Source organism: Leisingera coralii, assembly GCF_049056525.1.
Lineage (GTDB): Bacteria > Pseudomonadota > Alphaproteobacteria > Rhodobacterales > Rhodobacteraceae > Leisingera > Leisingera coralii.
The window spans coordinates 1-24,503 of record NZ_JBHUPT010000018.1; the positions used below are offsets into that span (position 1 = coordinate 1).

Annotated in this window: 24 protein-coding genes; 10 read left to right on the top strand and 14 right to left on the bottom strand. The window is 66.7% G+C overall.

What is annotated here, in order from left to right:
• Window positions 1-33: 33 nt before the first annotated feature.
• Both ACFMBG_RS07325 and ACFMBG_RS07330 read right to left on the bottom strand, forming a co-directional pair.
• Complete coding sequence (locus tag ACFMBG_RS07325; protein ID WP_421054052.1) at window positions 34-864, bottom strand: VCBS repeat-containing protein; 831 nt, start codon at window positions 862-864, stop codon at window positions 34-36.
• Window positions 864-1,187: a 2Fe-2S iron-sulfur cluster-binding protein gene (locus ACFMBG_RS07330; protein ID WP_421054053.1), complete on the bottom strand. Its 324-nt coding sequence runs from the start codon at window positions 1,185-1,187 to the stop codon at window positions 864-866. Before ACFMBG_RS07330 ends, ACFMBG_RS07325 begins: the two co-directional genes overlap by 1 nt.
• 166 nt (window positions 1,188-1,353) lie before the next feature.
• On the opposite strand from ACFMBG_RS07330, the gene ACFMBG_RS07335 reads away from it, so the two are divergent.
• From ACFMBG_RS07335 to ACFMBG_RS07345, 3 genes are all read left to right on the top strand, one after another.
• Window positions 1,354-1,803, top strand: a complete 450-nt coding sequence (locus tag ACFMBG_RS07335; protein ID WP_421054054.1) for an OB-fold nucleic acid binding domain-containing protein — start codon at window positions 1,354-1,356, stop codon at window positions 1,801-1,803.
• A 74-nt stretch (window positions 1,804-1,877) separates the two neighbouring features.
• Window positions 1,878-2,417 (top strand): peptidoglycan-binding domain-containing protein, encoded by a 540-nt coding sequence (locus ACFMBG_RS07340; protein WP_421054055.1) that lies wholly within the window; start codon window positions 1,878-1,880, stop codon window positions 2,415-2,417.
• An 88-nt stretch (window positions 2,418-2,505) separates the two neighbouring features.
• Window positions 2,506-3,174 carry a Crp/Fnr family transcriptional regulator gene (locus tag ACFMBG_RS07345; protein WP_421054056.1) on the top strand — a complete coding sequence of 223 codons (669 nt, stop codon included), beginning with the start codon at window positions 2,506-2,508 and terminating at the stop codon, window positions 3,172-3,174.
• Window positions 3,175-3,603: 429 nt separating this feature from the next.
• On the opposite strand, the gene ACFMBG_RS07350 is transcribed toward ACFMBG_RS07345, so the two are convergent.
• The 6 genes from ACFMBG_RS07350 to rpiA all read right to left on the bottom strand — a co-directional run bounded on the left by ACFMBG_RS07350 (window position 3,604) and on the right by rpiA (window position 10,183).
• The gene (locus ACFMBG_RS07350; RefSeq protein ID WP_421054057.1) at window positions 3,604-5,040 is read right to left on the bottom strand and encodes a Do family serine endopeptidase; all 1,437 of its coding nucleotides are present in this window, start codon (window positions 5,038-5,040) and stop codon (window positions 3,604-3,606) included.
• Window positions 5,041-5,347: 307 nt separating this feature from the next.
• Window positions 5,348-5,542 carry a DUF2065 domain-containing protein gene (locus tag ACFMBG_RS07355; protein ID WP_259958806.1) on the bottom strand — a complete coding sequence of 65 codons (195 nt, stop codon included), beginning with the start codon at window positions 5,540-5,542 and terminating at the stop codon, window positions 5,348-5,350.
• Entirely contained in the window at window positions 5,542-6,423 is an 882-nt protein-coding gene (gene hflC / locus ACFMBG_RS07360; RefSeq protein WP_421054058.1) for a protease modulator HflC, read from the bottom strand. The genes ACFMBG_RS07355 and hflC overlap by 1 nt, the downstream gene beginning before the upstream one ends.
• A complete protein-coding gene (hflK, locus tag ACFMBG_RS07365; RefSeq protein WP_421054059.1) occupies window positions 6,423-7,571 on the bottom strand; it encodes an FtsH protease activity modulator HflK in 1,149 nt (382 codons plus the stop codon). Before hflK ends, hflC begins: the two co-directional genes overlap by 1 nt.
• Window positions 7,572-7,651: 80 nt before the next feature.
• Window positions 7,652-9,007 (bottom strand): glutathione-disulfide reductase, encoded by a 1,356-nt coding sequence (gene gor / locus ACFMBG_RS07370; RefSeq protein ID WP_421054060.1) that lies wholly within the window; start codon window positions 9,005-9,007, stop codon window positions 7,652-7,654.
• 387 nt (window positions 9,008-9,394) lie between these two features.
• A complete protein-coding gene (gene rpiA / locus ACFMBG_RS07375; RefSeq protein ID WP_421054061.1) occupies window positions 9,395-10,183 on the bottom strand; it encodes a ribose-5-phosphate isomerase RpiA in 789 nt (262 codons plus the stop codon).
• 145 nt (window positions 10,184-10,328) lie between these two features.
• Here rpiA and ACFMBG_RS07380 point away from each other — a divergent pair, with 145 nt between their 5' ends.
• The 4 genes from ACFMBG_RS07380 to ACFMBG_RS07395 all read left to right on the top strand — a co-directional run bounded on the left by ACFMBG_RS07380 (window position 10,329) and on the right by ACFMBG_RS07395 (window position 14,429).
• A complete protein-coding gene (locus ACFMBG_RS07380; RefSeq protein ID WP_421054062.1) occupies window positions 10,329-11,105 on the top strand; it encodes a methyltransferase domain-containing protein in 777 nt (258 codons plus the stop codon).
• Between the two features lie 132 nt (window positions 11,106-11,237).
• Entirely contained in the window at window positions 11,238-11,945 is a 708-nt protein-coding gene (locus ACFMBG_RS07385; protein WP_421054063.1) for a glutathione S-transferase family protein, read from the top strand.
• Window positions 11,945-13,318, top strand: coding sequence for an L-serine ammonia-lyase (locus ACFMBG_RS07390; RefSeq protein WP_421054064.1), 1,374 nt, complete (start codon window positions 11,945-11,947; stop codon window positions 13,316-13,318). Before ACFMBG_RS07385 ends, ACFMBG_RS07390 begins: the two co-directional genes overlap by 1 nt.
• A 196-nt stretch (window positions 13,319-13,514) precedes the next feature.
• The gene (locus tag ACFMBG_RS07395; RefSeq protein ID WP_421054065.1) at window positions 13,515-14,429 is read left to right on the top strand and encodes a DMT family transporter; all 915 of its coding nucleotides are present in this window, start codon (window positions 13,515-13,517) and stop codon (window positions 14,427-14,429) included.
• Here the strand turns inward: ACFMBG_RS07395 and ACFMBG_RS07400 are convergent.
• Window positions 14,416-15,078, bottom strand: coding sequence for a thiamine diphosphokinase (locus ACFMBG_RS07400; protein ID WP_421054066.1), 663 nt, complete (start codon window positions 15,076-15,078; stop codon window positions 14,416-14,418). The two genes, ACFMBG_RS07395 and ACFMBG_RS07400, sit on opposite strands and share 14 nt — an antisense overlap.
• Window positions 15,079-15,218: 140 nt before the next feature.
• Here ACFMBG_RS07400 and ACFMBG_RS07405 point away from each other — a divergent pair, with 140 nt between their 5' ends.
• Window positions 15,219-18,152, top strand: coding sequence for a hypothetical protein (locus ACFMBG_RS07405; protein ID WP_421054067.1), 2,934 nt, complete (start codon window positions 15,219-15,221; stop codon window positions 18,150-18,152).
• A gap of 136 nt (window positions 18,153-18,288) precedes the next feature.
• On the opposite strand, the gene ACFMBG_RS07410 is transcribed toward ACFMBG_RS07405, so the two are convergent.
• The 5 genes from ACFMBG_RS07410 to nthA all read right to left on the bottom strand — a co-directional run bounded on the left by ACFMBG_RS07410 (window position 18,289) and on the right by nthA (window position 22,018).
• Window positions 18,289-18,525 carry a DUF2842 domain-containing protein gene (locus ACFMBG_RS07410; protein ID WP_421054068.1) on the bottom strand — a complete coding sequence of 79 codons (237 nt, stop codon included), beginning with the start codon at window positions 18,523-18,525 and terminating at the stop codon, window positions 18,289-18,291.
• The gene (locus ACFMBG_RS07415) at window positions 18,525-19,838 is read right to left on the bottom strand and encodes an adenylosuccinate synthase (protein ID WP_421054069.1); all 1,314 of its coding nucleotides are present in this window, start codon (window positions 19,836-19,838) and stop codon (window positions 18,525-18,527) included. Before ACFMBG_RS07415 ends, ACFMBG_RS07410 begins: the two co-directional genes overlap by 1 nt.
• Window positions 19,839-20,400: 562 nt before the next feature.
• Window positions 20,401-20,733 (bottom strand): nitrile hydratase accessory protein, encoded by a 333-nt coding sequence (locus ACFMBG_RS07420; RefSeq protein ID WP_421054070.1) that lies wholly within the window; start codon window positions 20,731-20,733, stop codon window positions 20,401-20,403.
• Window positions 20,730-21,407, bottom strand: coding sequence for a nitrile hydratase subunit beta (gene nthB / locus ACFMBG_RS07425; protein ID WP_421054071.1), 678 nt, complete (start codon window positions 21,405-21,407; stop codon window positions 20,730-20,732). The genes ACFMBG_RS07420 and nthB overlap by 4 nt, the downstream gene beginning before the upstream one ends.
• Window positions 21,404-22,018 carry a nitrile hydratase subunit alpha gene (nthA, locus tag ACFMBG_RS07430; RefSeq protein WP_421054072.1) on the bottom strand — a complete coding sequence of 205 codons (615 nt, stop codon included), beginning with the start codon at window positions 22,016-22,018 and terminating at the stop codon, window positions 21,404-21,406. The genes nthB and nthA overlap by 4 nt, the downstream gene beginning before the upstream one ends.
• A gap of 171 nt (window positions 22,019-22,189) precedes the next feature.
• Between nthA and secG the strand changes: the two genes are divergently transcribed.
• Window positions 22,190-22,555: a preprotein translocase subunit SecG gene (gene secG, locus ACFMBG_RS07435; RefSeq protein WP_421054073.1), complete on the top strand. Its 366-nt coding sequence runs from the start codon at window positions 22,190-22,192 to the stop codon at window positions 22,553-22,555.
• A gap of 172 nt (window positions 22,556-22,727) precedes the next feature.
• Window positions 22,728-24,371, top strand: a complete 1,644-nt coding sequence (locus tag ACFMBG_RS07440; protein WP_421054074.1) for a CTP synthase — start codon at window positions 22,728-22,730, stop codon at window positions 24,369-24,371.
• Window positions 24,372-24,503: the final 132 nt, after the last annotated feature.

Below are 24,503 nucleotides of genomic sequence, written 5' to 3' on the forward strand. Positions count from 1 at the left end.
GGGCGCCGCGCCAATGCGCGGCGCAGGCAGCGCTCAGCGGCAGGCCAAGGCGTCCTGCACGCCTGTTCCAGGGCGGAAGGGGCCGGTGTCCCGGGTGGAGATTTCGCCATCCTGCAGCCGGGACGCCATGATCCGGCGCCAGTCGCTGCTGACCGTCACCAGTTCCGGCCCCTGGCCGCAGTCGCGGATGCCGGAGGTGATGAAATCCTGGCCGATCCGGTGATTGGTCAGGCCGGGCGCGCTGGCAACCTCGGTGAGCTTGCCGTCCCTGAACCGCCAGATGCGGAGGATCCTGGCCAGATGCGGGCGGTCGATATAGGCGATCTCCACATGCCCGTCGCCGTCCAGGTCCGCGGCGCCGATGGGAGCAAGCCAGCGGTGGCTCTGGCCGATATGCGGGGTTTCGGCAATCTTGCCCTCTGCGCCATACAAGGCCAGCGCGGCACCAAGATTCACATCGGTTTCGACCACCATCACTGCATTGGGGCGGCCATCGAGAGTCAAATCCACCAGGCGCGGCTGCAGGTCTTCAAAGACGTGATCCCCGGGAAGTGCGGTCCTGAAGCCCCGAGCCTCCCCGTTCCGCCCGGAGAAACGCAGAGACAGCCCGGACCATTCGATCTCATCCCCCAAAACCCCGTGTGCATAGCGGTTTGTCGGACCGGTGAATTCGGACGAGTAGATTTCATCCGCCAAACCTGGCGGCCAATGGCCAATGCCGCCGGGGCCTGTTTGCGCTGCAGTCGGCCCGCAGACCAGTGCAAGCCCCCCCAGCAGCCCCAGGCACAGCGCTGCCCAAGCGCGGCGGGCGGAACCGGGCCGGGCGCGCATCCGCAGACGCCGCGCCGCCGGCCCGGCAGCCATCAGATCTGTTTTTCGGGCATATGCACCACCAGACCGTCCAGATCGTCGGTCACCTTGATCTGGCAGGTCAGGCGCGAGCGGGCCGGATCGGGCTCGTAGGCGAAATCCAGCATGTCCTCTTCCATGTCGTCCTTGGCGGGCAGCTTCTCGACCCAGTCCGGCGCGATATACACATGGCAGGTCGAGCAGGCGCAGGCGCCGCCGCAATCGGCCTCGATGCCCGGAATATTGTTGTCGCGCGCGCCTTCCATCACGGTCAGCCCGCTGGCGACATCCACAACATGGCTGGTGCCGTTGTGCTCGATGTAAGTGATCTTTGCCATTGTCAGCTCTCTTCCCTTTTCCGGTACTTGGACGACTGTGTAGCCAAGCCCCTGCGCCGGTGCCAGCCCCAATTGCGACCCCGGGCTGCCGCTGCTGGACTTTCCAGGCAGATGTTCTATATTTGTTCACTCCGGAAATTTCTCAACCGCGGAGCCTGTTTGCCTCATGCCAGCCCCCTCTGCAGCCGCCTCAGCCCCGCCCGCCGCCGCACCGCCCCCCGCAGCGGCCGGCCGTGCCCGGCCCTGGCCGCGCCCGCCGCATTGCCTGCCTGCCGCCCGGCTGCAGGAGCCGCCGGAAAACGCCCGCGTCACCGTCGCCGGGCTGGTGATCCTGCGCCAGCGCCCCGGCACCGCCAAGGGGGTGATCTTCGTCACGCTCGAGGACGAAACCGGCGTCGTCAACGTGATCGTCTGGCGCAAGATCTACGAGGCCTTCCGCCGCGCGGTGATCTCCGGGCGGCTGTTGCGCGTCACCGGGCGGCTGCAGCGGGCGCATTCGGTCACCCATGTGATTGCCGAGACGGTCGAGGATATCTCCCCCATGCTCGACCTCCTGCTGGCGGACCAGGGCCGCCAGGACGATCCGGCCTTTGCGCAAGGGCCGGAACTGGGCTAGGCTGCCGCCAAAGCAAAAGCGCCCGGCACGGACAGGGGCGCCGACCTGAGGCACGCTGACAAAGGCATCCGGGCATGACGCCACCCCTCCACACACCCTGCAGGCGCCTTGCGCCCGCGCTGCTGCTGGCCGCCCTGGCGGCGCTGACCGCCTGTGTCCAGCCGCAGCCAGGCAGCCCCGGCAGCAATGTCTCCCGCGACGGCCGCTACGCGCCGCCCGGCGCGCCGCCGGACAGCTGCTGGAGCAAGCACACCTCTCCCGCGGTGATCGAAACCGTCACCAGCCAGGTGCTGGCGGAACCGGCACAGCTGGACAGCAGCGGCCAGGTCATCCGCCCCGCCATCTTCCGCACCGAAACCAGCCAGCAGATCGTGATACCGCGGCAGGAGCGCTGGTTCGAGATCCCCTGCCCCGCCACGATGACCCCGGATTTCATCCGCACTGTGCAGCGGGCGCTGGCGGCCCGCAGGCTCTACCGCGGCCCCATTCACGGCCAGATGGACATGGCCACCCGAAAGGCCGTGCAGCGCTACCAGGCGCCGCTGGGGCTGGACAGCGGCACCTTGTCGCTCACCTCCGCCCGCAAGCTGGGGCTGGTGGCAGTGGCTGGCTGAACCAGCCGGTTCAGTTCCCCGGTTCCCCGGCAGCAAACCCTCTGCTAAGGTCCGCCGGACTGGGCTCCAGACGCAAAGAGATTTGGCCATGCTGAAAACCCGCCTGCCCGATACCGGCTTCCTTTCCGGCGCCTCAGGCCCGCTGCGCCGGATGCTGGAAAGCCAGGCCACCGAGGTGCGCCTGCGCCAGGGCGAAGTTCTGTTCGAGCAGGGTGACCCGGGCGATGCGCTTTATGCCCTTGCCGAGGGCGCGCTGGAGTTCTCGGTGCTCTCCGCCTCGGGCCGCAAGCTGTCGCTCGACATGATGCGCCCCGGCGCGGTGTTCGGCGAGATCACCCTGTTCGACCCGGGCGAGCGCACCGCCACCGCCATCGCCGCCGAGCCCAGCCGGGTGCTGCGCCTGCGCAGCGGCGACGTGCTGGAGCAGATCCGCCAGCACCCCGACCTGGCCGCCGACCTGCTGCGGCTGGCCGGGCAGCGGATGCGCTGGATGAACACCCAGCTGAACGAGCAGGTGTTCCTGCCGATGCCGGTGCGGCTGGCGCGCAAGCTTCTGTATCTGGCGCCCGAGGGCAGCGACGGGCGGGTGGCCCTGTCCCAGGCCGAGCTGGCGGAATTTGTCGGCGCCACCCGCGAGGCGGTCTCCAAGACGCTGGCCGCCTGGAAGCGCAGCGGCCTGGTCGGCATCAGCCGCGGCGGCGTGCAGATCCTCGACCGCGCTGAGCTGGCAGTCCTGGCGGAGCCGGATTCCATCTGACCTTGAAATTTTCTCACTGCTGTGGCGGGAAATACCACGCTCTGTAATCCGGGTTACAGAAACCTTGGCGCTGCCGCACCATAACCGCTTCATAGTCAGCCATTATCCGTTCCATCCCAATGGCTGCCTGTCCAACAAGAGCCATGTGCCCGCCAGCACATGGCTCTTCCCTTGTTTGGCGGCCTCGAAATGCCCGGGCGGCCGAGCAGGAGACGCACCACCACCGAATTTGGAGGGCACCGGAATTCTGCGAGAATTCCGGCCCGGAAAAGACGTGTTTTCCGAGCCGTTTCCCGCGCCGGGAAACGGTTCCCCGCCAGCCACTCAGCCAAGGGTCTCTTCCGGGTATCAAGGGGACGGCAGAAACGAAGCAAGGCCGGGCAACAGCCCCGGCCTTGCCTGTTTGCTCCGCGGATTGGATCCGCCGGTTTAGTCCGCCAGGTTCAGCGCCACAAAGCGCGGCTCGCCGCCGCGGCGCACCAGCAGCAGCAGCGACTTGCGGCCCGCTTCCCTGGCTTCCTCGACCCGGGCTTCCAGCTCGCTGATCGAGCCAACCTTCTGCTGGCCCGCCTCGGTGATCACGTCACCGGCGCGCAGGCCCTTTTCCCAGGCCTCGGAGGTCTCGTCCACCGACAGGATCGCCAGCCCCTCGACATTTTCACCCACGTTCAGCTCGCCGCGCAGCTGGTCGGTCAGAACGCCAACCGACAGCCCCAGCAGCTCCTTCTCGGAGACATCCGGCTTGCTGCCGCCGCTCTCCGGGGTGGAGGAGCCGCGCTCCGCATCCTCGCGGCGGCCCAGGGTCACCCGCAGGGTTTCGGTCTTGCCTTCGCGGTAGACCACCACCCGCACGGTCTTGCCGACCTCGGCGTTGCCGACCTGGCGCACCAGGCCGCGGGTGTCGCGCACATCAACGCCGTCAAAGCTGACGATCACATCACCGGCCAGCACCCCTGCATCCTTTGCCGGGCCGTCCGGCACGTCGGTCACCAGCGCGCCGCGCGCCTTGTCCAGCCCGATCGCCTCGGCCAGATCGGCATCCACATCCTGGATCTTCACGCCCAGCCAGCCGCGGCGGGTCTCGCCGAATTCCTTCAGCTGGTCGACCACCTTGACCACCACATTGGACGCCATCGAGAAGCCGATGCCGATGGAGCCGCCAGTGGGCGACAGGATCGCGGTGTTCACGCCGACCACGTCGCCATCCATGTTGAACAGCGGCCCGCCGGAGTTGCCCCGGTTGATCGCCGCATCGGTCTGGATGTAGTCGTCGTAGGATCCCGAAAGCTCGCGGTTGCGGGCCGACACGATCCCCGCGGACAGCGAGAAGCCCTGCCCCAGCGGGTTGCCCATCGCCACCACCCAGTCGCCGACACGGGCGGTGTCGCTGTCGCCGAACTTGACGTATTTCAGCGGCATCGGCGCCTGCACCTTCAAGAGCGCGATATCGGTGTTGGGATCGGTGCCGATCACCTTGGCCGGCAGCAGGTCCTTGGGCTGGCCCTCACCCGGGTAGAACTCGATCTCGATCTCGTCGGCGCCATCGATCACGTGGTTGTTGGTGACGATGTAGCCATCCTCGGAGATCACAAAGCCGGAGCCCAGCGCCGAGGAGCGGCGCGGCCGGTTGCCATTGCCATTGCGGTCCTGGAATTCCCGGAAGAAATCCTCGAACGGCGAGCCTTCCGGCACGATGCCCTGCGGCCCGGTGCGCCCTTCCACCACGGTGGTGGTGGTGATGTTGACCACCGACGGGCTCACCCGCTCGGCCAGCGGCGCCAGGCTCTCGGGCCGGGCCATCGCGGTCACCGCCTGCATCAGCAGAACCGCCATGCTCAGCACCGCAAGCCAGACCATGCGCATCATCGCGCCCCTGCCGCTTGCCTGGCCGGAAATTGCAATTGCCTGTGGCTGCACGGAACTACTCCTTGTCATGTTTAATTTTTCTCCTCCCCCGGCCCGGCGCAAACGCCAGGCATGACCGGGGAAGTCTTATGGACCCAATGTAGGAACTTCCGCCCGGCCCGCAACAAATGTTGCAAGGAATAAAGCCGCCGTGACCCGGTTTTCCGGCCGCAGCCGCGGGCGCGTGCCCTGCTGGCGCCATCCTAGCAGGGAAAGATTACCTTTTCGCTGAAATTCTGCGTGTGCCGCAGCGCGCCGCAAAGGCCTGTCAGAAGCCGAGCAGGAAAGCCAGCCAGACCAGGATCAGCCCCAGCGCCAGCGCCGCCAGCCCGGCATTGCGGCGCTGCTCCTCGCTCAGCATCCGCAGCATTTCCAGCAGACGCTCCACAAGCGAAGGGGCCAGTGCGTACACCAGCCCCTCTGCAATCAGCACCAGCCCGAGGGCCAGGAGGACGAACCCCATTACTGCGTCGCCGTCTTGCCGCCCGAGGATTTCAGGTAGTCGAAAAACTCGTTGTCGGGCGACAGCACCAGCGAGGAGTTCCCCGCCAAGAGCGAATTCGCATAGGCGTTCAGCGAGCGGTAGAATTCAAAGAATTCCGCATCCCGGCCATAGGCCTCGGCAAAGATCGCGTTGCGCTCGGCGTCCGCCTCACCGCGGATCACCTCGGCCTCGCGCTCCGCCTCGGAGACCAGTTCGACCTCGGTCCGGTCGGCCTGGGCGCGCACCCGCTGCGCCGCCTCTTCACCGCGGGCGATCTCGTCCGCCGCTTCCCGCTCGCGCTCGGCGCGCATCCGGGCAAAGGTGGCTTCCAGGTTGGCCTGCGGCAGGTCGGTGCGCTTCAGCCGCACGTCAATCACCTCAAGACCCAGCGCCCGGGCCTGGGCAATCGCGCCATTGCGGATCCGCAGCATCAGCGCGGCCCGGTCCGACGACAGGATGTCGTTGGAGCTGACGGAGCCCAGCACCTCACGGGTCTGCGCCCGCATGATCTTGTCCAGGCGCGATTCCGCGGCACCGATACCGCCGGCACCCACCGCCTGGCGGAAGGTATCCACATTGGCGATCCGGTAGCGCGAGAACGCATCCACGATCAGGCGGCGGTCATCCAGCGGGGTGACCTCCAGCGGACCGACTTCCAGGCTCAGAATGCGGTCGTCGTACCGCACCACGTTGTCGATCACCGGCACCTTGAACGCCAGGCCCGGGGTTTCCTTGATGTCGACAACCCGGCCAAAGCGCAGCACCAGCGCCTTTTCACGCTCGTCCACGATGAAGATCGCCGACAGCACTGCAATTGCCGCAACCACCAGGACCGGCAGAAGAAGAGTCGATTTCCGCATCAGTTGCCCTCCTGCGGCTTGCGCAGCTCATTGAGCGGCAGGTACGGCACCACGCCTTGCCCTTGGCCGCCTCCGGTTTCATCCAGAATGATCTTATCCACGCGGCCCAGTACTTCTTCCATGGTTTCCAGGTACAGGCGCTTGCGGGTCACTTCCGGAGCTTTCTGGTACTCCGCCAGAACCGCGCTGAAGCGGCTGGCCTCACCCTGGGCCTCGTTCACCACCTGGGCGCGGTAGGCTTCGGCCTCTTCCAGCGTCTGCGCCGCCTGGCCGCGGGCGCCCGCCAGCTTGCGGTTGGCATAGGCGTCGGCCTGCTTCTCAAGCCGGTCACGCTCCTGCCCGGCCGATTGCACTTCGCGGAAGGCGTCTTTCACCGGCTCCGGCGGGTCGGCGCCGTCAAAGTTCACCCGGATGATGTTCACACCGCTGTCATAGCTGTCCAGGGTCGCCTGGATCAGCTCTTCCAGCCGGGCGGTAATGGCGCCGCGGTCGCGGTTCAGGATCGGTGCCAGCTCGGACTGGGCGATGATCTCGCGCATCGCCGATTCCGACACCGCGTTGATGGTCGAGCGCGGGTCGCGCAGGTTGAACAGGAACTGGGCCGGATCGGAGATGTTCCAGACCACCTGGAAATCGACGTCGATGATGTTCTCGTCACCGGTCAGCATCAGGCCCGCATCCGAGCCGCGCCCGCCGGCGCCGATGTTCTCGGTCTGCTCGACCCGCACCGGGATCACCTCATAGGTGACCAGCGGCCAGGGGGCAAAGTTCAGGCCCGGCTGGCCGGTGTCCGAATACTCGCCCAGGAACAGCTCCACCGACTGCTCTTCCGGCTTCACGGTGTAGATGCTGGCAAAGCCCCACAGGACCACTGCGGCAACAGCCGCCAGGCCCATCGTGCCCTTGGTGAACAGCGGCGCACCGCCGCCCGGGCCGCCGCGTCCGCCGCGGCCGCCGCCAGCGCCGCCGCGCCCGCCCATCAGCACGCGCAGCTGCTCCTGGCCTTTCTTCACCAGCTCATCGATTTCGGGGATCTGGGGTTCGTCCGGCTTGCGGCCGCCGCCGCCATTGCCGTTGTTGCCCCGCTTGCCTCCTCCGCCGCCGGAGGAGCCGCCGCCCCCCCATGGGCCACCGCTATTGCCCGCCATTTCACTCCTATCCGTTTGCTGCCGCCCATGATCATTCATTACAGGCGGCATGTGTTGTCAGTTATTGCCGGTGCAGCGTCTCAGCTCGAGCGCACCGGAGTCTTCAGCGTTACCAACTCTTCCGACATTGTCGGGTGCACCGCAACCGTGCGGCCGAAATCTTCCTTGGTCGCCCCCATTTTTACGGCGATTCCGGCCAGCTGGATCATCTCTCCGGCGCCGGGTGCGACGATATGGCAGCCCAGCACCTTGCGGGTTGCCTTGGAGACGATCAGCTTCATCAGCACCCGCTGCGCCCGTCCGGCAAAGCTTTGCTGCATCGGCTTGAAGGAGGTTGCATAGACCTCGACCGGCTCCTGCTCGCTTGCCTCTTCCTCGCTCAGCCCGATGGTGCCCATTTCCGGCTGGGTGAAAATCGCCGTCGGGATCAGCTCATGGTCGGGGCTCGTGGGGTTGCCCTTGAACACGGTCTCGACAAAGGCCATGCCCTCGCGGATCGCCACCGGCGTCAGGTTCACCCTGTCGGTCACATCCCCGATCGCATAGACCGACGGCACCGAGGTCTGGCTGTACTGGTCAACGACGATCTCGCCCTTGCGGCCGCGCTCCACGCCCAATTCCTCCAGGCCGAGGTTATCGGCATTGGGGGTGCGGCCGGTGGCATACATCACCTTGTCGAACAGCCGTTCCTGGCCATTGGTCGACTTGACCCAGATCTTATCACCTTCCTTGCGCATCTCCAGCACGTTGGTGCCCAGATGCACATCGATGCCCGCCTGGCACATCTCCTCGGAGATCAGCCCGCGCGCCTCGTCGTCGAAACCGCGCAGGATCTGCGCGCCGCGGTAATACTGGGTGGTCTTGACGCCCAGCCCGTTCATGATGCCCGCAAACTCGCAGGCGATATAGCCGCCGCCAACGATCAGCAGGGTTTCGGGCAGCTTGTCCAGGTGGAACATCTCGTTCGAGGTGACCGCCAGCTCGGAGCCAGGGAAGTCCGGCACCGACGGCCAGCCGCCAGTGGCGATCAGGATGTGCTTGGCGGTCTTGCGGGTGCCGTCGGCCAGCTCAACCGTGTGGGCATCAGCCAGTTTGGCGCGGCTGTCAAAGCTCTCGACGCCGCTGTTCTTCAGCAGATTGCGGTAGATGCCTTCCAGCCGGTCCAGCTCGGCGTGCAGCTTGCCCTTGAAAGCGTCCCAGTTGAAGGCGCCGGGCTGGATGTCCCAGCCATAAGCCTGGGCATCCTCGACCATGCCGGCGTATTCGGAGGCGAAAACCATCAGCTTCTTCGGCACGCAGCCGCGGATCACGCAGGTGCCGCCATAGCGGTCCTCTTCGGCCAGCGCCACCTTGGCGCCTTCCTGCGCCGCAACACGGGCTGCCCGCACCCCGCCAGAGCCGCCGCCGATGACAAACAGATCGTAATCAAAGCTCATGAATATCCGCCCTTTGCATGTCTTGTGCTGGTATCCCACAACGGAGCACCAAACGCCATATGCGCAAGTGGGCGTTCTTGCACCGCTTTCAACCTTTTGCATTGAATTTGCACAGGGTTGTGAGGCGGAAAACCCGCATTCCGGCAAGCCGCGGACGGCGCCCATCCCCTGCGCCAGGGCCACCGCATCCGGAGGAGGCGGAGTTCGGCGCGAATTCCGTCCTGAAATCCTGCGAGGATTTCAGGCCCGTTTCAGCCGGCCGCCTTTAGTTTCCCCTCCCCCGGTTTCCGCGCCGGAAACCGGGCCGGATTCCTCGCAGGAATCCGGCTTGCAGCACGCTAACCCTGCCTTTGAAGCAGCGGGGCGCAGCCTTGCCCTCCGGCCGGTTCAGTCCTGCAGGTCGGTGAACAGGTTATCGTTCTCGACGAAATCCAGCTTGTCCTTCTCGACGGTGCCTTCATTGATGTCGCGCACCTCGACCCGGCCGTCGCCATAGCCGATCACCACGGTGTCGCAGATGTCGATGAACAGCCCGTTCTCGATCACGCCGGGGATCTGGTTCAGCACCAGCGCCAGCTGGCGGGCGTTGCCGATGCGGTTCAGGTGCAGGTCGAGGATATAATTGCCCTCATCGGTCACGAAGGGCGCATCGCCATTCATCCGCAGGGTGGTGGTGCGGCCCATCACGTCCATCGACACCAGGGTTTCCTCGATCAGCGCCTGGCTGCTCTGCCAGCCGAAGGGCAGCACTTCCACCGGCAGCGGGAAGGCGCCCAGGGTCTCGACCGATTTGCTGGCATCGGCAATCACCACCATCTGGTCCGAGGCGGTGGCGACGATCTTCTCCTGCAGATGCGCGCCGCCGCCGCCCTTGATCAGGTTCAGGTCGGCATCGAACTCATCGGCGCCGTCGATGGTCATGTCCAGCCACTTGGCCTCATCCAGCGACACCACGTTGATGCCCACGTCGCGGGCAAGCGCCGCAGTGCGCGACGAGGTCGGCACGGCGGTGATCTTCAGCCCGTCCTTCTGCACCATCTCGCCAAGGCAGCGCACCAGCCAGGCCGCGGTGGAGCCGGTGCCGAGGCCAACCCGCATCCCGTCCTCCACCATTTCGGCCGCCCGCTTGGCAGCTACGAATTTCGCCTTGTCGATGGGCGACAGTTCTCCGGTCATGTGTTCGGCTCCGTGAAACGCGTTTGCGGCGGTTATAGGCAGTTTGCCGCCCATGTGCGAGAGGGGTTTTGCGGCGGTTATCCGGCGCCCGGCTGGAAATCCCGGGGCAGCGGCCTAAAGCTCTTTTACCTAGGGGACCAATTTCATGCTGAACTTTGACGAAGAGACCACACGCCTGCTCGAGGACGCCTATCAGGGCGCCGATGTGTCGCAGCGGCGGCGGGCGACATTTGACGCGCTGGCGCCGGAGCCGGGCGAGCGCATCCTGGACGTCGGCTGCGGCAACGGGCTGCTGACGCTGGAACTTTCCCGCGCGGTCGGCCGCGGCGGCCATGTCACCGGGCTGGACGCCAGCCCGCAGATGCTGGCCGCCGCCCGCCAGCGGCTGGACGGGCGCGGCAACACCACCCTGACCGAAGGCGACGCCGCCCGGCTGCCGTTTGACGAGGCCAGCTTCGACAAGGCCGCGGCGCTGCAGGTGTTCGAATACCTGACCGACCGCCGCCCGGCCCTGCGCGCGCTGCACAAGGTGCTCAAGCCCGGCGGCCTTCTGGTGGTGGGGGACATGCACTGGGACACCCTGGCCTGGCACAGCGACAACACCCGGCGCATGGAACGGATGCTGGAGGCCTGGGGCCGCCACATGGCGGTGCGAGATCTGCCCGCAAAACTGCCCGCCGAGCTGCGCAGCTGCGGCTTTGAGGTCCGCCAGACCCGGCCGCTGACCGTCTGTGACACCACCCTGCGCCCCGACGGGCTGGCGGCGATGATGATCCAGCTGATCCGCGCCTTTGCGGTGGATATCGGCGCCACCGACGCCGACGACGCCGCCGCCTGGGCCCGGGAGCAGCAGGAGCTCGCCGCAGAGGGGCGTTTCTTCCTGTCGCTCACCCATTTTGTCTGCACCGCGCGCAAGCAGTAAGCACCTGAGCCGCAGGCAGCTTTCCGCCGCCGGGCAGCGCGGCGGCGAAACATGCATCACAAAGGCGGGTTTCCTATTGGAAACGCCGGAAACGGACACATTTACTGCGCGTCTGCGTCATATCATTGCGCCATGAAACCCGAATACCGCCTGCATTACGCCCCCGACAACGCCTCACTGGTCATCCGGCTGGTGCTGGAGGAGCTTGGCCAGCCTTATGAAACCGTGCTGGTCGACCGCCGGGCAGAGGCGCAGAACAGCGCCGAATACCGGGCGCTGAACCCGGGCGGGCTGATCCCGGTGCTGGAAACTCCCGACGGTCCGGTGTTCGAGACCGCCGCCATCCTGCTGTGGCTGTCCGAACGCCATGGCGCGATGGCGCCGCAGCCCGGCAGTGCGGACCGCGCACCGTTCCTGAAATGGCTGTTCTTCGCCTCCAACACGCTGCACGCCGACCTGCGGATGCTGTTCTACCCCGAGAAATACATCGGCCCCGGCAAGGGGGATCAGGCCCAGCTGCAAAAGGTGCTGCGCCAGCGGCTGCATGTGCATCTGACCAATCTCGACCAGGCCGCAGCCGACCGCCCTTCCTGGCTCGGCGCGCCGCAGCCGTCGGTTCTGGACTATTACCTGGCCTGCCAGATGCGCTGGATGGCGCTTTATCCTTCCAGGGCCGACAAATCCTGGTTTGTCATGGCCCATTACCCCAGCCTGCAGCGGATCTGCGCCGGGCTGGAGGGCCGCCCCGCCGTTACCGTGGCACGCGAGGCCGAGGGCCTCGGCGCCACCCCGTTCACATCCCCGGCCTACGCCAATCCCCCAGAAGGATCAGCCACCTAATGTTCCTCTCCGTTTTCGACATGTTCAAAGTGGGCATCGGCCCGTCGTCCTCCCACACGATGGGGCCGATGGTCGCCGCCGCGCGGTTCCTCGACATGATGCGCGCCTCGCCCTTTGAATTCCACGGCCTGCGCGCCTCGCTGCACGGCTCGCTCGCCTTCACCGGCGTCGGCCACGCCACCGACCGCGCCACCATCCTGGGCCTCGGCGGCTTTGTCGCCCATGACTATGATGACGAGAAGGCTGAGGCCTTCCTGGCGGAGCTGGCCAAGACCCACACCATGCACCCCGAAGGCTTGGGCGAGCTGCACTTCGACCCCAAGGCCGACATGATCTTCGACTACGATCACGCGCTGCCGGGCCACGCCAACGGCATGATCCTGATGGCCACCGACGCCCAGGGCGACGTGATCCTGAAACAGGTGTTCTACTCGATCGGCGGCGGTTTTGTCGTCACCGAAGAGGAACTGGCGGCAGGCAAGGATACCGACGAGGGCGACCCGGTCCCCTACCCGTTCAAATCCGCGGCTGAGATGCTGGAGATGGCCAAGGCCAGCGGCAAGTCGATTGCCGAGATGAAGCGCGCCAACGAGATCTCCCGCGGCTGCTCCGAGAGCCTCGCCAAGGGCACCGCCCGCATCTGGCAGGTGATGAACGACTGCATCAACCGCGGGCTGGAGCGCGACGGCATCCTGCCCGGCGGCCTCAAGGTGCGCCGCCGCGCCAAGGGCATCTATGATGCGCTGATGAAAGAGCGCGGCATGAACCTGACCGCGCCGCACACCATCAACGACTGGATGAGCGTCTACGCGATGGCGGTGAACGAGGAAAACGCGGCCGGCGGCCAGGTGGTGACCGCGCCGACCAACGGCGCGGCAGGCACCCTGCCCGCGGTGATCCGCTACTACCTCGACCACGTGCCGGGCGCGTCGGAAAGCCATGTCGAGGACTTCCTGCTGACCGCCGCCGCGATTGCCGGCCTGGTCAAGTATAACGCCTCGATCTCCGGCGCCGAGGCCGGCTGCCAGGCTGAAGTCGGATCGGCCGCCGCCATGTCCGCCGCGGGCCTGTGTGCGGTGATGGGCGGCACGCCCGAACAGGTTGAAAACGCCGCCGAGATCGCGCTGGAGCATCACCTGGGCATGACCTGCGATCCGGTGAAGGGCCTGGTGCAGGTGCCCTGTATCGAACGCAACGGCTTGGCGGCGATCAAGGCGGTCTCCGCCGCGTCGCTGGCGCTGCGCGGCGACGGCCAGCACTTCGTGCCGCTGGACGCCTGCATCGAGACCATGCGCCAGACCGGCGCCGACATGCATGACAAGTACAAGGAAACCTCGCTCGGCGGCCTCGCCGTGAACGTGCCGAACTGCTGAGTTACTCCGCTTTCCTGAGAAGATAGCGTGACATAAGGCCCGTGGCTGACCTTGGTTAGGCGCGTATGCGCCTGACCGGGGGGAAGGTCAGGCGCGGGCCGTGCCGCTGCGCGCCACGTCCAAAAGGGACGCAACGTCTCTCCTTTCCCCGCAACTCCAGCTTGCGCCTCTCACTGTGCAGGCCTAGCCTGCCGCCATGACACAGGACCGGCCCCTTCTCGGCATCGCACTGATGCTGGGCTTCTGCCTGGTGATCCCTCTCGGGGATGCCATCGCCAAACTGCTGACCAACCGGGTGCCGGTCGCCCAGATCGTCTTCATCCGCTTTGCCGCCCAGGCCGCGATCCTGCTGCCGCTGGCCCTGGCCCTGCGGCTGCCGCTCAGCCTGTCGCACCGGGTGGCGCCGCTGCTGTTCCTGCGCACGCTGCTGCAAATGGGCGGCATCGGCGCCATGTTCACCGCCTTCAAATACCTGCCCTTGGCCGATGCGGTAGCGATTGCCTTCGTGATGCCCTTCATCATGCTCCTGCTGGGCAAATACGTGCTGCACGAAGAGGTCGGCCTGCGCCGCCTCGGCGCCTGCGTCGTCGGCTTCACCGGCACCCTGCTGGTCATCCAGCCCAGCTTTGCCGCGGTCGGCTGGAACGCGCTCTGGCCGCTGCTGGTGGCGGTCATCTTTGCCCTGTTCATGCTGATCACCCGCAAGATCGCCAAGGAAACCGACCCGGTCTCGGTGCAGGCGGTAGCCGGCGTCATGGGCACCGTGCTGCTGGCCCCGGTACTCCTGATCGGCGATGCCGCCGGCGTGGCGGCCCTCTCCACAGCCCCGCCGCCGCAGGACACCTGGTCCCTGCTGGCCGCCGCCGGCGCGCTCGGCACCCTGGCGCATCTCCTGATGACCTGGAGCCTGCGCTTCGCGCCCACCTCAACGCTTGCCTCGATGCAATACCTGGAGATCCCGGTGGCAGTGTTCTTCGGCTGGCTGATCTTTTCCGAGCTGCCCAACACGCTCGCCGCCTTCGGCATCCTGCTGACCATCGGCGCAGGCCTTTATGCCGTGATGCGCGAGCGCAAGCCCGCCGAAACCGAAGAACGCATCAATCCCGCCTGAGCGCTGCCATCACATCCCGCAGCAGCCGCCGCGGCACGATCATCAGCAGCCCCGGCCCGTCCGGCAGCAGCCGCACCGGCCCCAGTGCCCGATTCGACGTGCCGATCCGCCCCATCGGCGACATCACCAGCCCTTCGATCGGCCACTCCAGCCCCTCCGACCGCCCGGTCACCTGCTGCATCGGGAACAGCGAAATCACCTCCCCGGCCCGGGCCGGCAGCTCCACTTCACCGGTCAGGTGAAAGATCACCTCGGTCTCGCCAATCAGCACACATGGCGTCTCATACCCCTGCATCAGCGTGCTGAAGGCCGCCAGCTGGTGATCCACCCGTGCGCCCAGAAACCCCACCGCCAGCACCACCGGCGCCCCGATGGAGCGCAGCGCCTTGTCGAAATCGGTGCTGTCCTGCTCCGCCACCGGGTGCAGGCTCCCCGGCGGCAGTTGCGCCCGCACCGCGTCGCTCAGCGAGTCGAAATCGCCGATCACCGCCTGCGGCACATGCCCCCGGGCCAGCGCCGCTGCCGCGCCGCCGTCAGCTGCTACCAGCACCGGCGCCAGCGCCAAGGCCTCCTCCAGCGCGCCGGAGGCGATCTCGCCGCCGCCAACCAGGGTGATTGGTTCGAAGTGTTCAACAATCAATCCGTTCATGGGCGGAATTCCTGCCTGATTTGGAAACAGGTCACAATGTGAACACAAAATGATACGATCAATTGCACGGATTCGAGCAAAATTGGTCCTTCCAGCCAATATGGTGAATGGCAACAGATGTGGCGAAGACGAGCGAGCTGATGGTACACAATAACAAAGTCTTGACGGTATCCTATGGGACCTTTTCCTGCACATTGGAAGGGTTCGAGGATTCCTTCGGCACGATGAAGGCCATTGCCGAGTATTTCCGCGACCTGGCTGCCGATGACCGTTACTTCGGCGCCGAGCCGCCGCAGCCCGATGCCGACATGCTGGCCCGCATCGCCCAGCGCGAGATCGCCCGCCAGGTCGAGGCCCGCACCAGCGACACCGGCATCCACCTGCGCGCCGCCACCCCGGCGCTGGGATCCGCCGCGGCTGAAGCCCCCGCGCCGGCAGCAGCACCCGCGCCGGCTCCGGCTGCCGCCCCGGTGGCCGAACAGCCCGCGCCCGCCCCTGCCCCGGCAGAGGAGCAGGCCGCCGAAGCGGAAGCTGCCGTGAGCGAAGCCGCCGCCGAAGACGCCGCTGCGGCAGACACCCCTGCCGCCGAGGCCGTCACAGAGGAAGCCCCGGCCGCCGCCGAAGAGATTGAGGAAGCGGCGGCAGAGGTTGAAGCGGCGGCAGAGGTTGAGGCCGAAGCCGAAGCCGAAGCCGAAGCCGAAGCCGAAGCCGAAGCCGAAGCCGAAGCCGAAGCCGAAGCCGAAGCCGAAGCCGAAGCCGAAGCCGAAGCCGAAGCCGAAGCCGAAGCCGAAGCCGAAGCCGAAGCCGAAGCCGAAGCCGAAGCCGAAGCCGAAGCCGAAGCCGAAGCCGAAGCCGAAGCCGAAGCCGAAGCCGAAGCCGAAGCCGAAGCCGAAGCCGAAGCCGAAGCCGAAGCCGAAGCCGAAGCCGAAGCCGAAGCCGAAGCCGAAGCCGAAGCCGAAGCCGAAGCCGAAGCCGAAGCCGAAGCCGAAGCCGAAGCCGAAGCCGAAGCCGAAGCCGAAGCCGAAGCCGAAGCCGAAGCCGAAGCCGAAGCCGAAGCCGAAGCCGAAGCCGAAGCCGAAGCCGAAGCCGAAGCCGAAGCCGAAGCCGAAGCCGAAGCCGAAGCCGAAGCCGAAGCCGAAGCCGAAGCCGAAGCCGAAGCCGAAGCCGAAGCCGAAGCCGAAGCCGAAGCCGAAGCCGAAGCCGAAGCCGAAGCCGAAGCCGAAGCCGAAGCCGAAGCCGAAGCCGAAGCCGAAGCCGAAGCCGAAGCCGAAGCCGAAGCCGAAGCCGAAGCCGAAGCCGAAGCCGAAGCCGAAGCCGAAGCCGAAGCCGAAGCCGAAGCCGAAGCCGAAGCCGAAGCCGAAGCCGAAGCCGAAGCCGAAGCCGAAGCCGAAGCCGAAGCCGAAGCCGAAGCCGAAGCCGAAGCCGAAGCCGAAGCCGAAGCCGAAGCCGAAGCCGAAGCCGAAGCCGAAGCCGAAGCCGAAGCCGAAGCCGAAGCCGAAGCCGAAGCCGAAGCCGAAGCCGAAGCCGAAGCCGAAGCCGAAGCCGAAGCCGAAGCCGAAGCCGAAGCCGAAGCAACCATCGCCGCGGTGCTGGAAAACGCAAGCGCCGAAACGCAGGAGCAGGCGCGGAAAGACACCACCGCAGTCGAGCTGCTGGAAGTCAACGAGGCCGGCGCGGCAGAAGACGCCGGTGCCCCGGAAGCTGCCGAAGCCGAAGAACCCGCCCCGCGCGCGGAAGAGGACACCGCGCCCGCCGCCGACAGTATCGCGGCCAAGCTGCAGCGCATCCGTGCCGTGGTGGCTCAGGCGCCCGAAGAGGACTTCAGCGAGGACGAGCACGCCGACGACGTGCTGGAAAGCGCCGCTGAGGACATCACCTCCGCGCTGATGGAGGATGACGGCACCGGCGCACCGGACTTCGATGACGAGGGTGACGACGAAATCGCCAGGACGCTGGACCGCCTGGACCTGGGCCGCACGGCCGCTGAGCAGCCCGGAACCGCAGAGGACGCGGACACCGAAGGCGGCGCAGAGGCCTCGGATGACAGCCTGTTCGCGGACCTGAAGGACGGCGCCGCCGCAGACCAGCCCGAAGCCGGCGATGCAGAGAACCTGCTGGCGGAAGACGCTTCCGGCCAACCGGCCGCTCCCGCAGCGCGCGTGCGCATCACCAAGGTCAAGCGCTCCGAATTCGACCAGGCCCTTGCCTCGGGCCGCCTGGAGGAAACCGGCAGCCGCCCGGAACCGGCGCCCGCCCCTGCGGCGCTGTCGGAGGAAGACGAAGCCGACCTGATGCGCGAGCTGGCCGAGGTGGAAGCGGAAATCCTTGCCGCCTCGGAACTGCCAGAAGATACCGCTTCGGCCGAAGACAGCATCAGCCCGGAGGCCGCCGCGGAGCAGCCTGCAGCACCAAGCCCGGCAGACAGCGATGTCAGCCGGCTGATGGCCGCCGCAGAAGAAAAGCTCGAGGACCCCGAATCGGCCTCCTCGCGGGAAGCCTACAGCCACTTGCGCGCCGCCGTTGCTGCCGCCAAGGCCGGCCCGGCCGCTGGCACCACGGGCAGCGACGACGCCCAGCCCTACCGCGAGGACCTGGCCAGCGTGGTCCGCCCGCGCCGCCCGGAGGCCCGCCAGGCCAGCTCCGAGCGCCCGGCCAGCCCGGCGTCCCGCCCGGCGCCGCTGAAGCTGGTGGCTGCCCAGCGCATCGACCAGGGCGCAGCCGCGAAACAGCCGGTGCGCCCGCGCCGGGTCTCGGCCGCAGTTCTGGGCGAGGAAACCGAGACCGGCAGCAGCGGCTTTGCCGACTATGCTGCCGAACGCGGCGCCGCCGAGCTGCATGAGCTGCTGGAAGCCGCCGCCGCCTACATGAGCTTTGTCGAAGGCCGCGACCACTTCTCGCGGCCTCAGCTCATGAGCAAGGTGCGCAGCGCCGGCAGCGGCGAATTCAACCGCGAGGACGGGCTGCGCTCCTTCGGCCAGCTGCTGCGCGACGGCAAGATCGAACGCTCCGGCAACGGCCAGTTCACTGCCTCCGGCGACATCGGCTTCAAACCCGGCAAACGCGCCGCTGGATAACCGCTTGTCAGACAAACAGAAAAGGCGGCCCTCGGGGCCGCCTTTTCTGTTTTCAAACACTGGATCCGGCTTCTTCTGGCCGGAAATATCCCGGGGGGAATTGGCCGTCAGGCCAAGAGGGGCAGAGCCCCTCCCCTTACTGGTCCTTAGCGTCCGGGTCTTCCTTGCCGACGCCGCGGAACACGAACTTGAACGGCAGCACCCAGACGATGCCCAGCGCCACATAGACGATCAGCTCCAGCCACAGCGGCGGCCGGTCGAGCCAGTTCAGCACCGTGACCGCGGCCACGATGTAAACCGGCATCCCGACCAGCAGGATCACCAGGGCCCAGCGCCGCCGGGCCTTGTAGCTCAGGCCTTTGTTCTCTGCCATCAGTCGGCGAACGGGTCGGTCACCAGGATGGTGTCGTCCCGCTCCGGGCTGGTGGACAGCAGCGCGACCGGGCATTCGATCAGCTCTTCCACCCGCTTCACGTATTTGATCGCGTTGGCAGGCAGATCGTTCCAGCTGCGCGCGCCCTCGGTCGACTCGCTCCAGCCCGGCATCTCCTCATAGATGGGGGTGCAGCGCGCCTGCTGGTCGGCGGCGGTCGGCAGGTAATCCAGACGCTCGCCGTCCAGCTCATAGCCGACGCAGATCTTCAGGGTCTCGAACCCGTCCAGCACGTCCAGCTTGGTCAGCGAGATGCCGTTGATGCCGGAGGTGGCGCAGGTCTGACGCACCAGACAGGCGTCGAACCAGCCGCAGCGGCGCTGGCGGCCGGTGGTGGTGCCGAACTCATGGCCGCGGGTGCCCAGGCGCTCGCCGTCCGCATCCGGGGTGCCGTCTTCCTTCAGCAGCTCGGTCGGGAACGGCCCTTCACCCACACGGGTGGTGTACGCCTTCACGATGCCAAGCACGTAATCGATCGAGCCCGGGCCGATGCCCACGCCGGTCGCTGCCTGGCCTGCAATCACGTTCGAGGAGGTCACAAACGGGTAAGTGCCGAAATCGATGTCCAGCAGCGCGCCCTGGGCGCCTTCGAACAGGATCCGCTTGCCGGATTTGCGCTTTTCGTTCAGCACCTTCCAGACCGGCGCCGCAAACGGCAGGATCTGCGGTGCGATCTCTTTCAGCTGGGCAATCAGCGCGTCGCGGTCCACCGGGTCAACACCCAGCCCCTTGCGCAGCGGGTCATGGTGCTGCAGCGCGCGGTCGACGCGGGCAATCAGGGTCGCCTCGTCGGCCAGGTCGGCAACGCGGATCGCGCGGCGGCCCACCTTGTCCTCATAGGCCGGGCCGATGCCGCGGCCGGTGGTGCCGATCTTGGTGCCCTTCGACGCCGCTTCCTCGCGCGCCCGGTCCAGCTCGCCGTGCAGCGGCAGGATCAGCGGAGTGTTCTCGGCGATCATCAGGGTTTCCGGGGTGATCTCGACACCCTGCTCGCGCACCGTTGCGATCTCCTTCATCAGGTGCCAGGGATCCAGCACCACGCCATTGCCGATGACGCTCAGCTTGCCGCCGCGCACCACGCCCGAGGGCAGCGCGTGCAGCTTGTAGACCTTGCCGTCAATGACCAGCGTATGGCCCGCGTTATGGCCGCCCTGGAAGCGTGCGATCACGTCAGCGCGCTCGCTCAGCCAGTCCACGATCTTGCCTTTCCCCTCGTCGCCCCACTGGGCGCCGACTACGACGACATTGGCCATATCCGGTCCTTTACAGTCTGGTTCAAACCCACGCTCATATAGCGATGCTGCGCAGGCAGTGGAACCGCAAATTCGCCGCAGCCGGACACCAGGAGCCCCTTTTCGTCTCATTCACAGAGGGCTGCGCCTGCCTGGGCGGGCGCGAATGCGCCTGCCGGGGGGCAGGCAGGCGCAGCCCGGCGGTACCGCCGGGCGATTCCCTCCCATAGCGCTTCCGCGGAACGCTGCTGGCGTTGCGCGACCGCCGCACGCCCGCTTCATCGGTTTCTCATACTCCCATGCCAGACTGCCAAACGATCGCGATCCCCCGCCATGGGCCCGCGCGCGGGGCCATGATACGAGGCGCAGGCATCTGTGCGGCTGCCTGCGCAACACCCGGAGACCGGCCCTGATAAAAAGGGGGTCGTTCAGGAAATCCTGTCCGAGCAGGCCCCGAGGGGTCTGTCCATTCTCTGCCCGGCGGCGCCGCCATCCTTAACCGGATCAGCGCTCAAGCAAATCAAAGGAAGACATTCAAATACCGTCCGGGCCTTCACCGGCCCCGGCGGCCAAAGCCGCGCGCTCAGCGGCGCAGATGCACCGGCGCGCCATGCGGCGTGCTCAGATACGCTTCCTCCCAGCGGCTGCGCATCACCTCGGCCTCCGCAGGCGAGGCCGCGCCCTGTTCCGCCAGAACCCCCTCCAGCGTTTCCAGCCAGGCGCGGAAGTAATCCTCGCCGCCATCCAATTCACGGCTGAGGCCATGCCGCTTCAGCGTTGCGGAAAACCGCTCTACCCACTCACTCCAGCTGAACCGCCCGGATTCGTTCAGGTGCACGGTCAGGGCAAACACCTGCGCGTGCCAGGGTTCGGCAAAAACCGGCTCCGGCGCGGCAACCTCGGGACACTCGCTCATAACGGCTCCAGATAGCTCTGCCACAGGTCCAGCACCACCTCGTCCTCCGGGTGCTCCGGATGCGCCCACAGCTCACGCGCAAAGAAGCGCACCGCATACAGCGGCTCCGGCGCCTCGCCCAGGCCATGGGCGCTGCTGTCGGGGAACACATGGGTGCCATGCAGCCGCAAGATATAGCCGCGCGCGCCGGCAGCGTACTGCGGCAGCCTTGTGTGGCCGCCATCCGCCAGCGCGTTGTCCGCCGGTATCCGCGCCCGCACCGCCTGCCCGGGCGAGAACCGCGGCTGAGGCCCGCCCTGCCGGTCCGCCGGGCCGCCCTTGGCCAGCACAGCAGCGACGTTCTCTGCCTTCAAGGCCCGCTGCGCCAGCGCATGAATGTCTTCGGAGCCCTTGCCCTCAAGATCCTCCTGCGTCAGCACGCCCTTCTCCACCAGCAGATCCGCCAGCGCCGCGATCCATTTCTCGTAATAGGAAAACCGGGTGTAATCCTTGGGCGACAGCCGCTCGCGGGCATGGCGCGACACATCGATGTTCCACTGCCCGAGCGCGCCGCAAGCCAGCGTCACCGCCAGGGCGCGGGCGTGCCAGTCCTCCGCAAAGACCGGCGCATCCTCGGCTTCCGGCACCACCGGCCCGTCGCCGAATCGCCCGCCCATGTCATGCACCCGGGTCATGCCGGCACCTTCGGCTGGCCGGTGCCGATCATGCTGTCGCGGGTGACCAGCGCGGCCAGGTCCTCTTCGCTGAGCCCTTCCGTGCCTTCGGGCCGCACCGGCAGCACCAGATAGCGCACCTCGGCGGTCGAATCCCAAACCCGCACCGCGCATCCCTCGGGCAGTGTGACCCCGAACTCCGCCAGCACCTTGCGCGGCTCCCGCACCGCGCGGGCGCGGTAGGCGTCGGATTTGTACCAGCCCGGCGGAATGCCCAGCAGCGGCCACGGGTAGCAGCTGCACAGGGTGCAGACGACCATATTGTGCTGTGCGGGCGTGTTCTCCACCACCACCATATGCTCGCCCTGGCGGCCGGAATAGCCAAGGTCCGCCAGCACCGGATCGGCATCCGCCAGCAGCGCCGCCTTGAACTCCGGATCGCTCCAGGCCCTGGCCACCACCCGGGCGCCGTTCTGCGGGCCGATCCTGTTCTGATAGGTGTCGATGATCTCCTCCAGCGCGGCTGGGTCGATCAGCCCCTTCTGTACCAGAATCGTCTCCAGCGCCTTGACCCGCAAGGCAGGGTCCGGCGGCAAAAGGGCGTGCGGGTGGTCGTGGTGATCATGGGGCATGAAGAAACTCTGCCCTGCCCCAAGGGCCTGCGTCCAGTCACAAAGCACCGCTGCGGCGCCTCTGACTGCACGTCATGGGTGCTGCCCGGCGTCAGGCAAACTCCGCCCTTGCCCCCCCGGGCAATCTTGCCTATTTACCGCCCGATACTCAGCCAACCGCCGCAGGGACCCATGGAAAACGTTGTTCTCATCATCCATCTTCTTCTGGCTCTCGGCCTGATCGCCGTGGTGCTGCTGCAGCGCTCCGAAGGCGGCGGTCTGGGCATGGGCGGCGGCGGCGGCGGCGCCATCTCGGGCCGTGCGGCGGCAACCGCGCTCAGCAAGGTGACCTGGCTGCTGGCAATCGCCTTCATCTGCACCTCGATCACCCTGACCATCATGGCGGCACAGAAATCCGCAGGCTCCTCGGTCACCGACCGGCTGGCGGTTCCGCAGACCGAAGACGGCGGCGCACCGGCGGTGCCGGCTCCGCTGGGCAGCGACCTGCTGCCGCCGAGCGAAGGCGACAACGCGCCGCTGGTTCCCAGCGCCGACTAACCTACTACACCTTGAGAGGGTTATAGGGGCCGCAACAGCATCTTGCGGTTCCCTTGCGCATTTCGTGCGAATCCTTTATATATGAAGTCCCGTGATGCTGCGGTTTTTGGAATGATTCCGATCACCGCCGGGCAGCTAGATTCTGACTTCTCACGGGGGCAGCCGAACACTCATGGCGCGTTTCATCTTTATCACTGGCGGTGTTGTTTCATCCCTGGGCAAAGGCCTGGCTTCGGCAGCACTGGGGGCGCTTCTGCAGGCCCGCGGATACTCTGTCCGCCTGCGCAAGCTGGACCCCTATCTGAACGTCGACCCGGGCACCATGAGCCCGTTTGAACACGGCGAGGTGTTCGTCACCGACGACGGCGCCGAGACCGACCTGGACCTCGGCCACTACGAGCGCTTCACCGGGGTTCCGGCGCGCAAGACCGACTCGATCTCCTCCGGCCGGATCTACACCAACGTGCTGGAGAAGGAGCGCCGCGGCGACTACCTCGGCAAGACCATCCAGGTCATTCCGCACGTCACCAATGAAATCAAGGACTTCATCTCCATCGGCGAGGATGAGGTCGACTTCATGCTCTGCGAGATCGGCGGCACCGTCGGCGATATCGAGGGCCTGCCCTTCTTCGAGGCGATCCGCCAGTTCGCCCAGGACAAGCCGCGCGGCGAGTGCATCTTCATGCACCTGACGCTGCTGCCCTACATCAAAGCCTCCGGCGAGCTGAAAACCAAGCCGACCCAGCACTCGGTGAAGGAGCTGCGCTCCATCGGCCTGGCGCCCGACATCCTGGTCTGCCGCTCCGAAGGCCCGATCCCCGAGAAGGAACGCGAGAAGCTGGCGCTTTTCTGCAACGTGCGCCCCGACTCGGTGATTGCCGCGCAGGACCTGAAATCCATCTATGAGGCGCCGCTGGCCTACCACCGCGAAGGGCTGGACCAGGCGGTTCTGGACGCCTTCGGCATCGCACCGGCCCCCAAGCCGAACCTGGACCGCTGGGAAGATGTGGCCGACCGCATCTACAACCCCGAGGGCGAAGTGCGGGTGGCCATCGTCGGCAAATACACCCAGCTGGAAGACGCCTATAAGTCGATCGCCGAGGCGCTCACCCACGGCGGCATGTCGAACCGGGTGAAGGTCAAGATCGAATGGGTCGATGCCGAGCTGTTCGACAAGGAAGACGCCGCCCCGCACCTGCAGGGCTTCCACGCGATCCTGGTGCCCGGCGGCTTTGGCGAGCGGGGCACCGAGGGCAAGATCAAGGCGGCGCAGTACGCGCGTGAAAACAAGGTGCCCTACCTGGGCATCTGCCTGGGCATGCAGATGGCGGTGATCGAGGCCGCCCGCAACGTGGCAGGCATTTCCGAGGCGGGCTCCGAGGAGTTCGACCACGAGGCCGGCAAGAAGCGGTTCGAGCCGGTTGTCTACCACCTCAAGGAATGGGTGCAGGGCAACACCATGGTTGAGCGCAAGGTCGGCGACGACAAGGGCGGCACCATGCGCCTGGGCGCCTATGACGCGACGCTGCTGGAAGGCTCCAAAGTGTCCGAGGTCTATGGCAGCACCCATATCGAAGAGCGCCACCGCCACCGTTACGAGGTCGACACCAAGTACCGCGAACAGCTGGAGGAATGCGGCCTCAAGTTCTCGGGCATGTCGCCGGACGGCCGCCTGCCGGAGATCGTGGAATGGTCCGATCACCCGTGGTTCATCGGGGTGCAGTTCCACCCGGAGCTGAAGTCCAAGCCGTTCGCTCCGCACCCGCTGTTTGACGGCTTTGTGCGCGCCGCCAAGGACGCGTCGCGGCTGGTCTGACGGATCGCGCGGCTGGCGGGATCCTCCCGCCCGTCGCCTGCGCATGACACATGCGCGGCTCCCGTTGGGCCCGGCGCCGCTGCGCGGCGCTGGGAGAAAACAGAAAAAGGCGGGCCCTGGGCCCGCCTTTTG

Coding starts and splice junctions, on each gene's coding strand:
- ACFMBG_RS07325 (WP_421054052.1), bottom strand. CDS start 864: ATGGCTGCCGGGCCGGCGGCGCGGCGTCTGCGGATGCGCGCCCGGCCC.
- ACFMBG_RS07330 (WP_421054053.1), bottom strand. CDS start 1,187: ATGGCAAAGATCACTTACATCGAGCACAACGGCACCAGCCATGTTGTG.
- ACFMBG_RS07335 (WP_421054054.1), top strand. CDS start 1,354: ATGCCAGCCCCCTCTGCAGCCGCCTCAGCCCCGCCCGCCGCCGCACCG.
- ACFMBG_RS07340 (WP_421054055.1), top strand. CDS start 1,878: ATGACGCCACCCCTCCACACACCCTGCAGGCGCCTTGCGCCCGCGCTG.
- ACFMBG_RS07345 (WP_421054056.1), top strand. CDS start 2,506: ATGCTGAAAACCCGCCTGCCCGATACCGGCTTCCTTTCCGGCGCCTCA.
- ACFMBG_RS07350 (WP_421054057.1), bottom strand. CDS start 5,040: ATGATGCGCATGGTCTGGCTTGCGGTGCTGAGCATGGCGGTTCTGCTG.
- ACFMBG_RS07355 (WP_259958806.1), bottom strand. CDS start 5,542: ATGGGGTTCGTCCTCCTGGCCCTCGGGCTGGTGCTGATTGCAGAGGGG.
- hflC (WP_421054058.1), bottom strand. CDS start 6,423: ATGCGGAAATCGACTCTTCTTCTGCCGGTCCTGGTGGTTGCGGCAATT.
- hflK (WP_421054059.1), bottom strand. CDS start 7,571: ATGGCGGGCAATAGCGGTGGCCCATGGGGGGGCGGCGGCTCCTCCGGC.
- gor (WP_421054060.1), bottom strand. CDS start 9,007: ATGAGCTTTGATTACGATCTGTTTGTCATCGGCGGCGGCTCTGGCGGG.
- rpiA (WP_421054061.1), bottom strand. CDS start 10,183: ATGACCGGAGAACTGTCGCCCATCGACAAGGCGAAATTCGTAGCTGCC.
- ACFMBG_RS07380 (WP_421054062.1), top strand. CDS start 10,329: ATGCTGAACTTTGACGAAGAGACCACACGCCTGCTCGAGGACGCCTAT.
- ACFMBG_RS07385 (WP_421054063.1), top strand. CDS start 11,238: ATGAAACCCGAATACCGCCTGCATTACGCCCCCGACAACGCCTCACTG.
- ACFMBG_RS07390 (WP_421054064.1), top strand. CDS start 11,945: ATGTTCCTCTCCGTTTTCGACATGTTCAAAGTGGGCATCGGCCCGTCG.
- ACFMBG_RS07395 (WP_421054065.1), top strand. CDS start 13,515: ATGACACAGGACCGGCCCCTTCTCGGCATCGCACTGATGCTGGGCTTC.
- ACFMBG_RS07400 (WP_421054066.1), bottom strand. CDS start 15,078: ATGAACGGATTGATTGTTGAACACTTCGAACCAATCACCCTGGTTGGC.
- ACFMBG_RS07405 (WP_421054067.1), top strand. CDS start 15,219: ATGGTACACAATAACAAAGTCTTGACGGTATCCTATGGGACCTTTTCC.
- ACFMBG_RS07410 (WP_421054068.1), bottom strand. CDS start 18,525: ATGGCAGAGAACAAAGGCCTGAGCTACAAGGCCCGGCGGCGCTGGGCC.
- ACFMBG_RS07415 (WP_421054069.1), bottom strand. CDS start 19,838: ATGGCCAATGTCGTCGTAGTCGGCGCCCAGTGGGGCGACGAGGGGAAA.
- ACFMBG_RS07420 (WP_421054070.1), bottom strand. CDS start 20,733: ATGAGCGAGTGTCCCGAGGTTGCCGCGCCGGAGCCGGTTTTTGCCGAA.
- nthB (WP_421054071.1), bottom strand. CDS start 21,407: ATGACCCGGGTGCATGACATGGGCGGGCGATTCGGCGACGGGCCGGTG.
- nthA (WP_421054072.1), bottom strand. CDS start 22,018: ATGCCCCATGATCACCACGACCACCCGCACGCCCTTTTGCCGCCGGAC.
- secG (WP_421054073.1), top strand. CDS start 22,190: ATGGAAAACGTTGTTCTCATCATCCATCTTCTTCTGGCTCTCGGCCTG.
- ACFMBG_RS07440 (WP_421054074.1), top strand. CDS start 22,728: ATGGCGCGTTTCATCTTTATCACTGGCGGTGTTGTTTCATCCCTGGGC.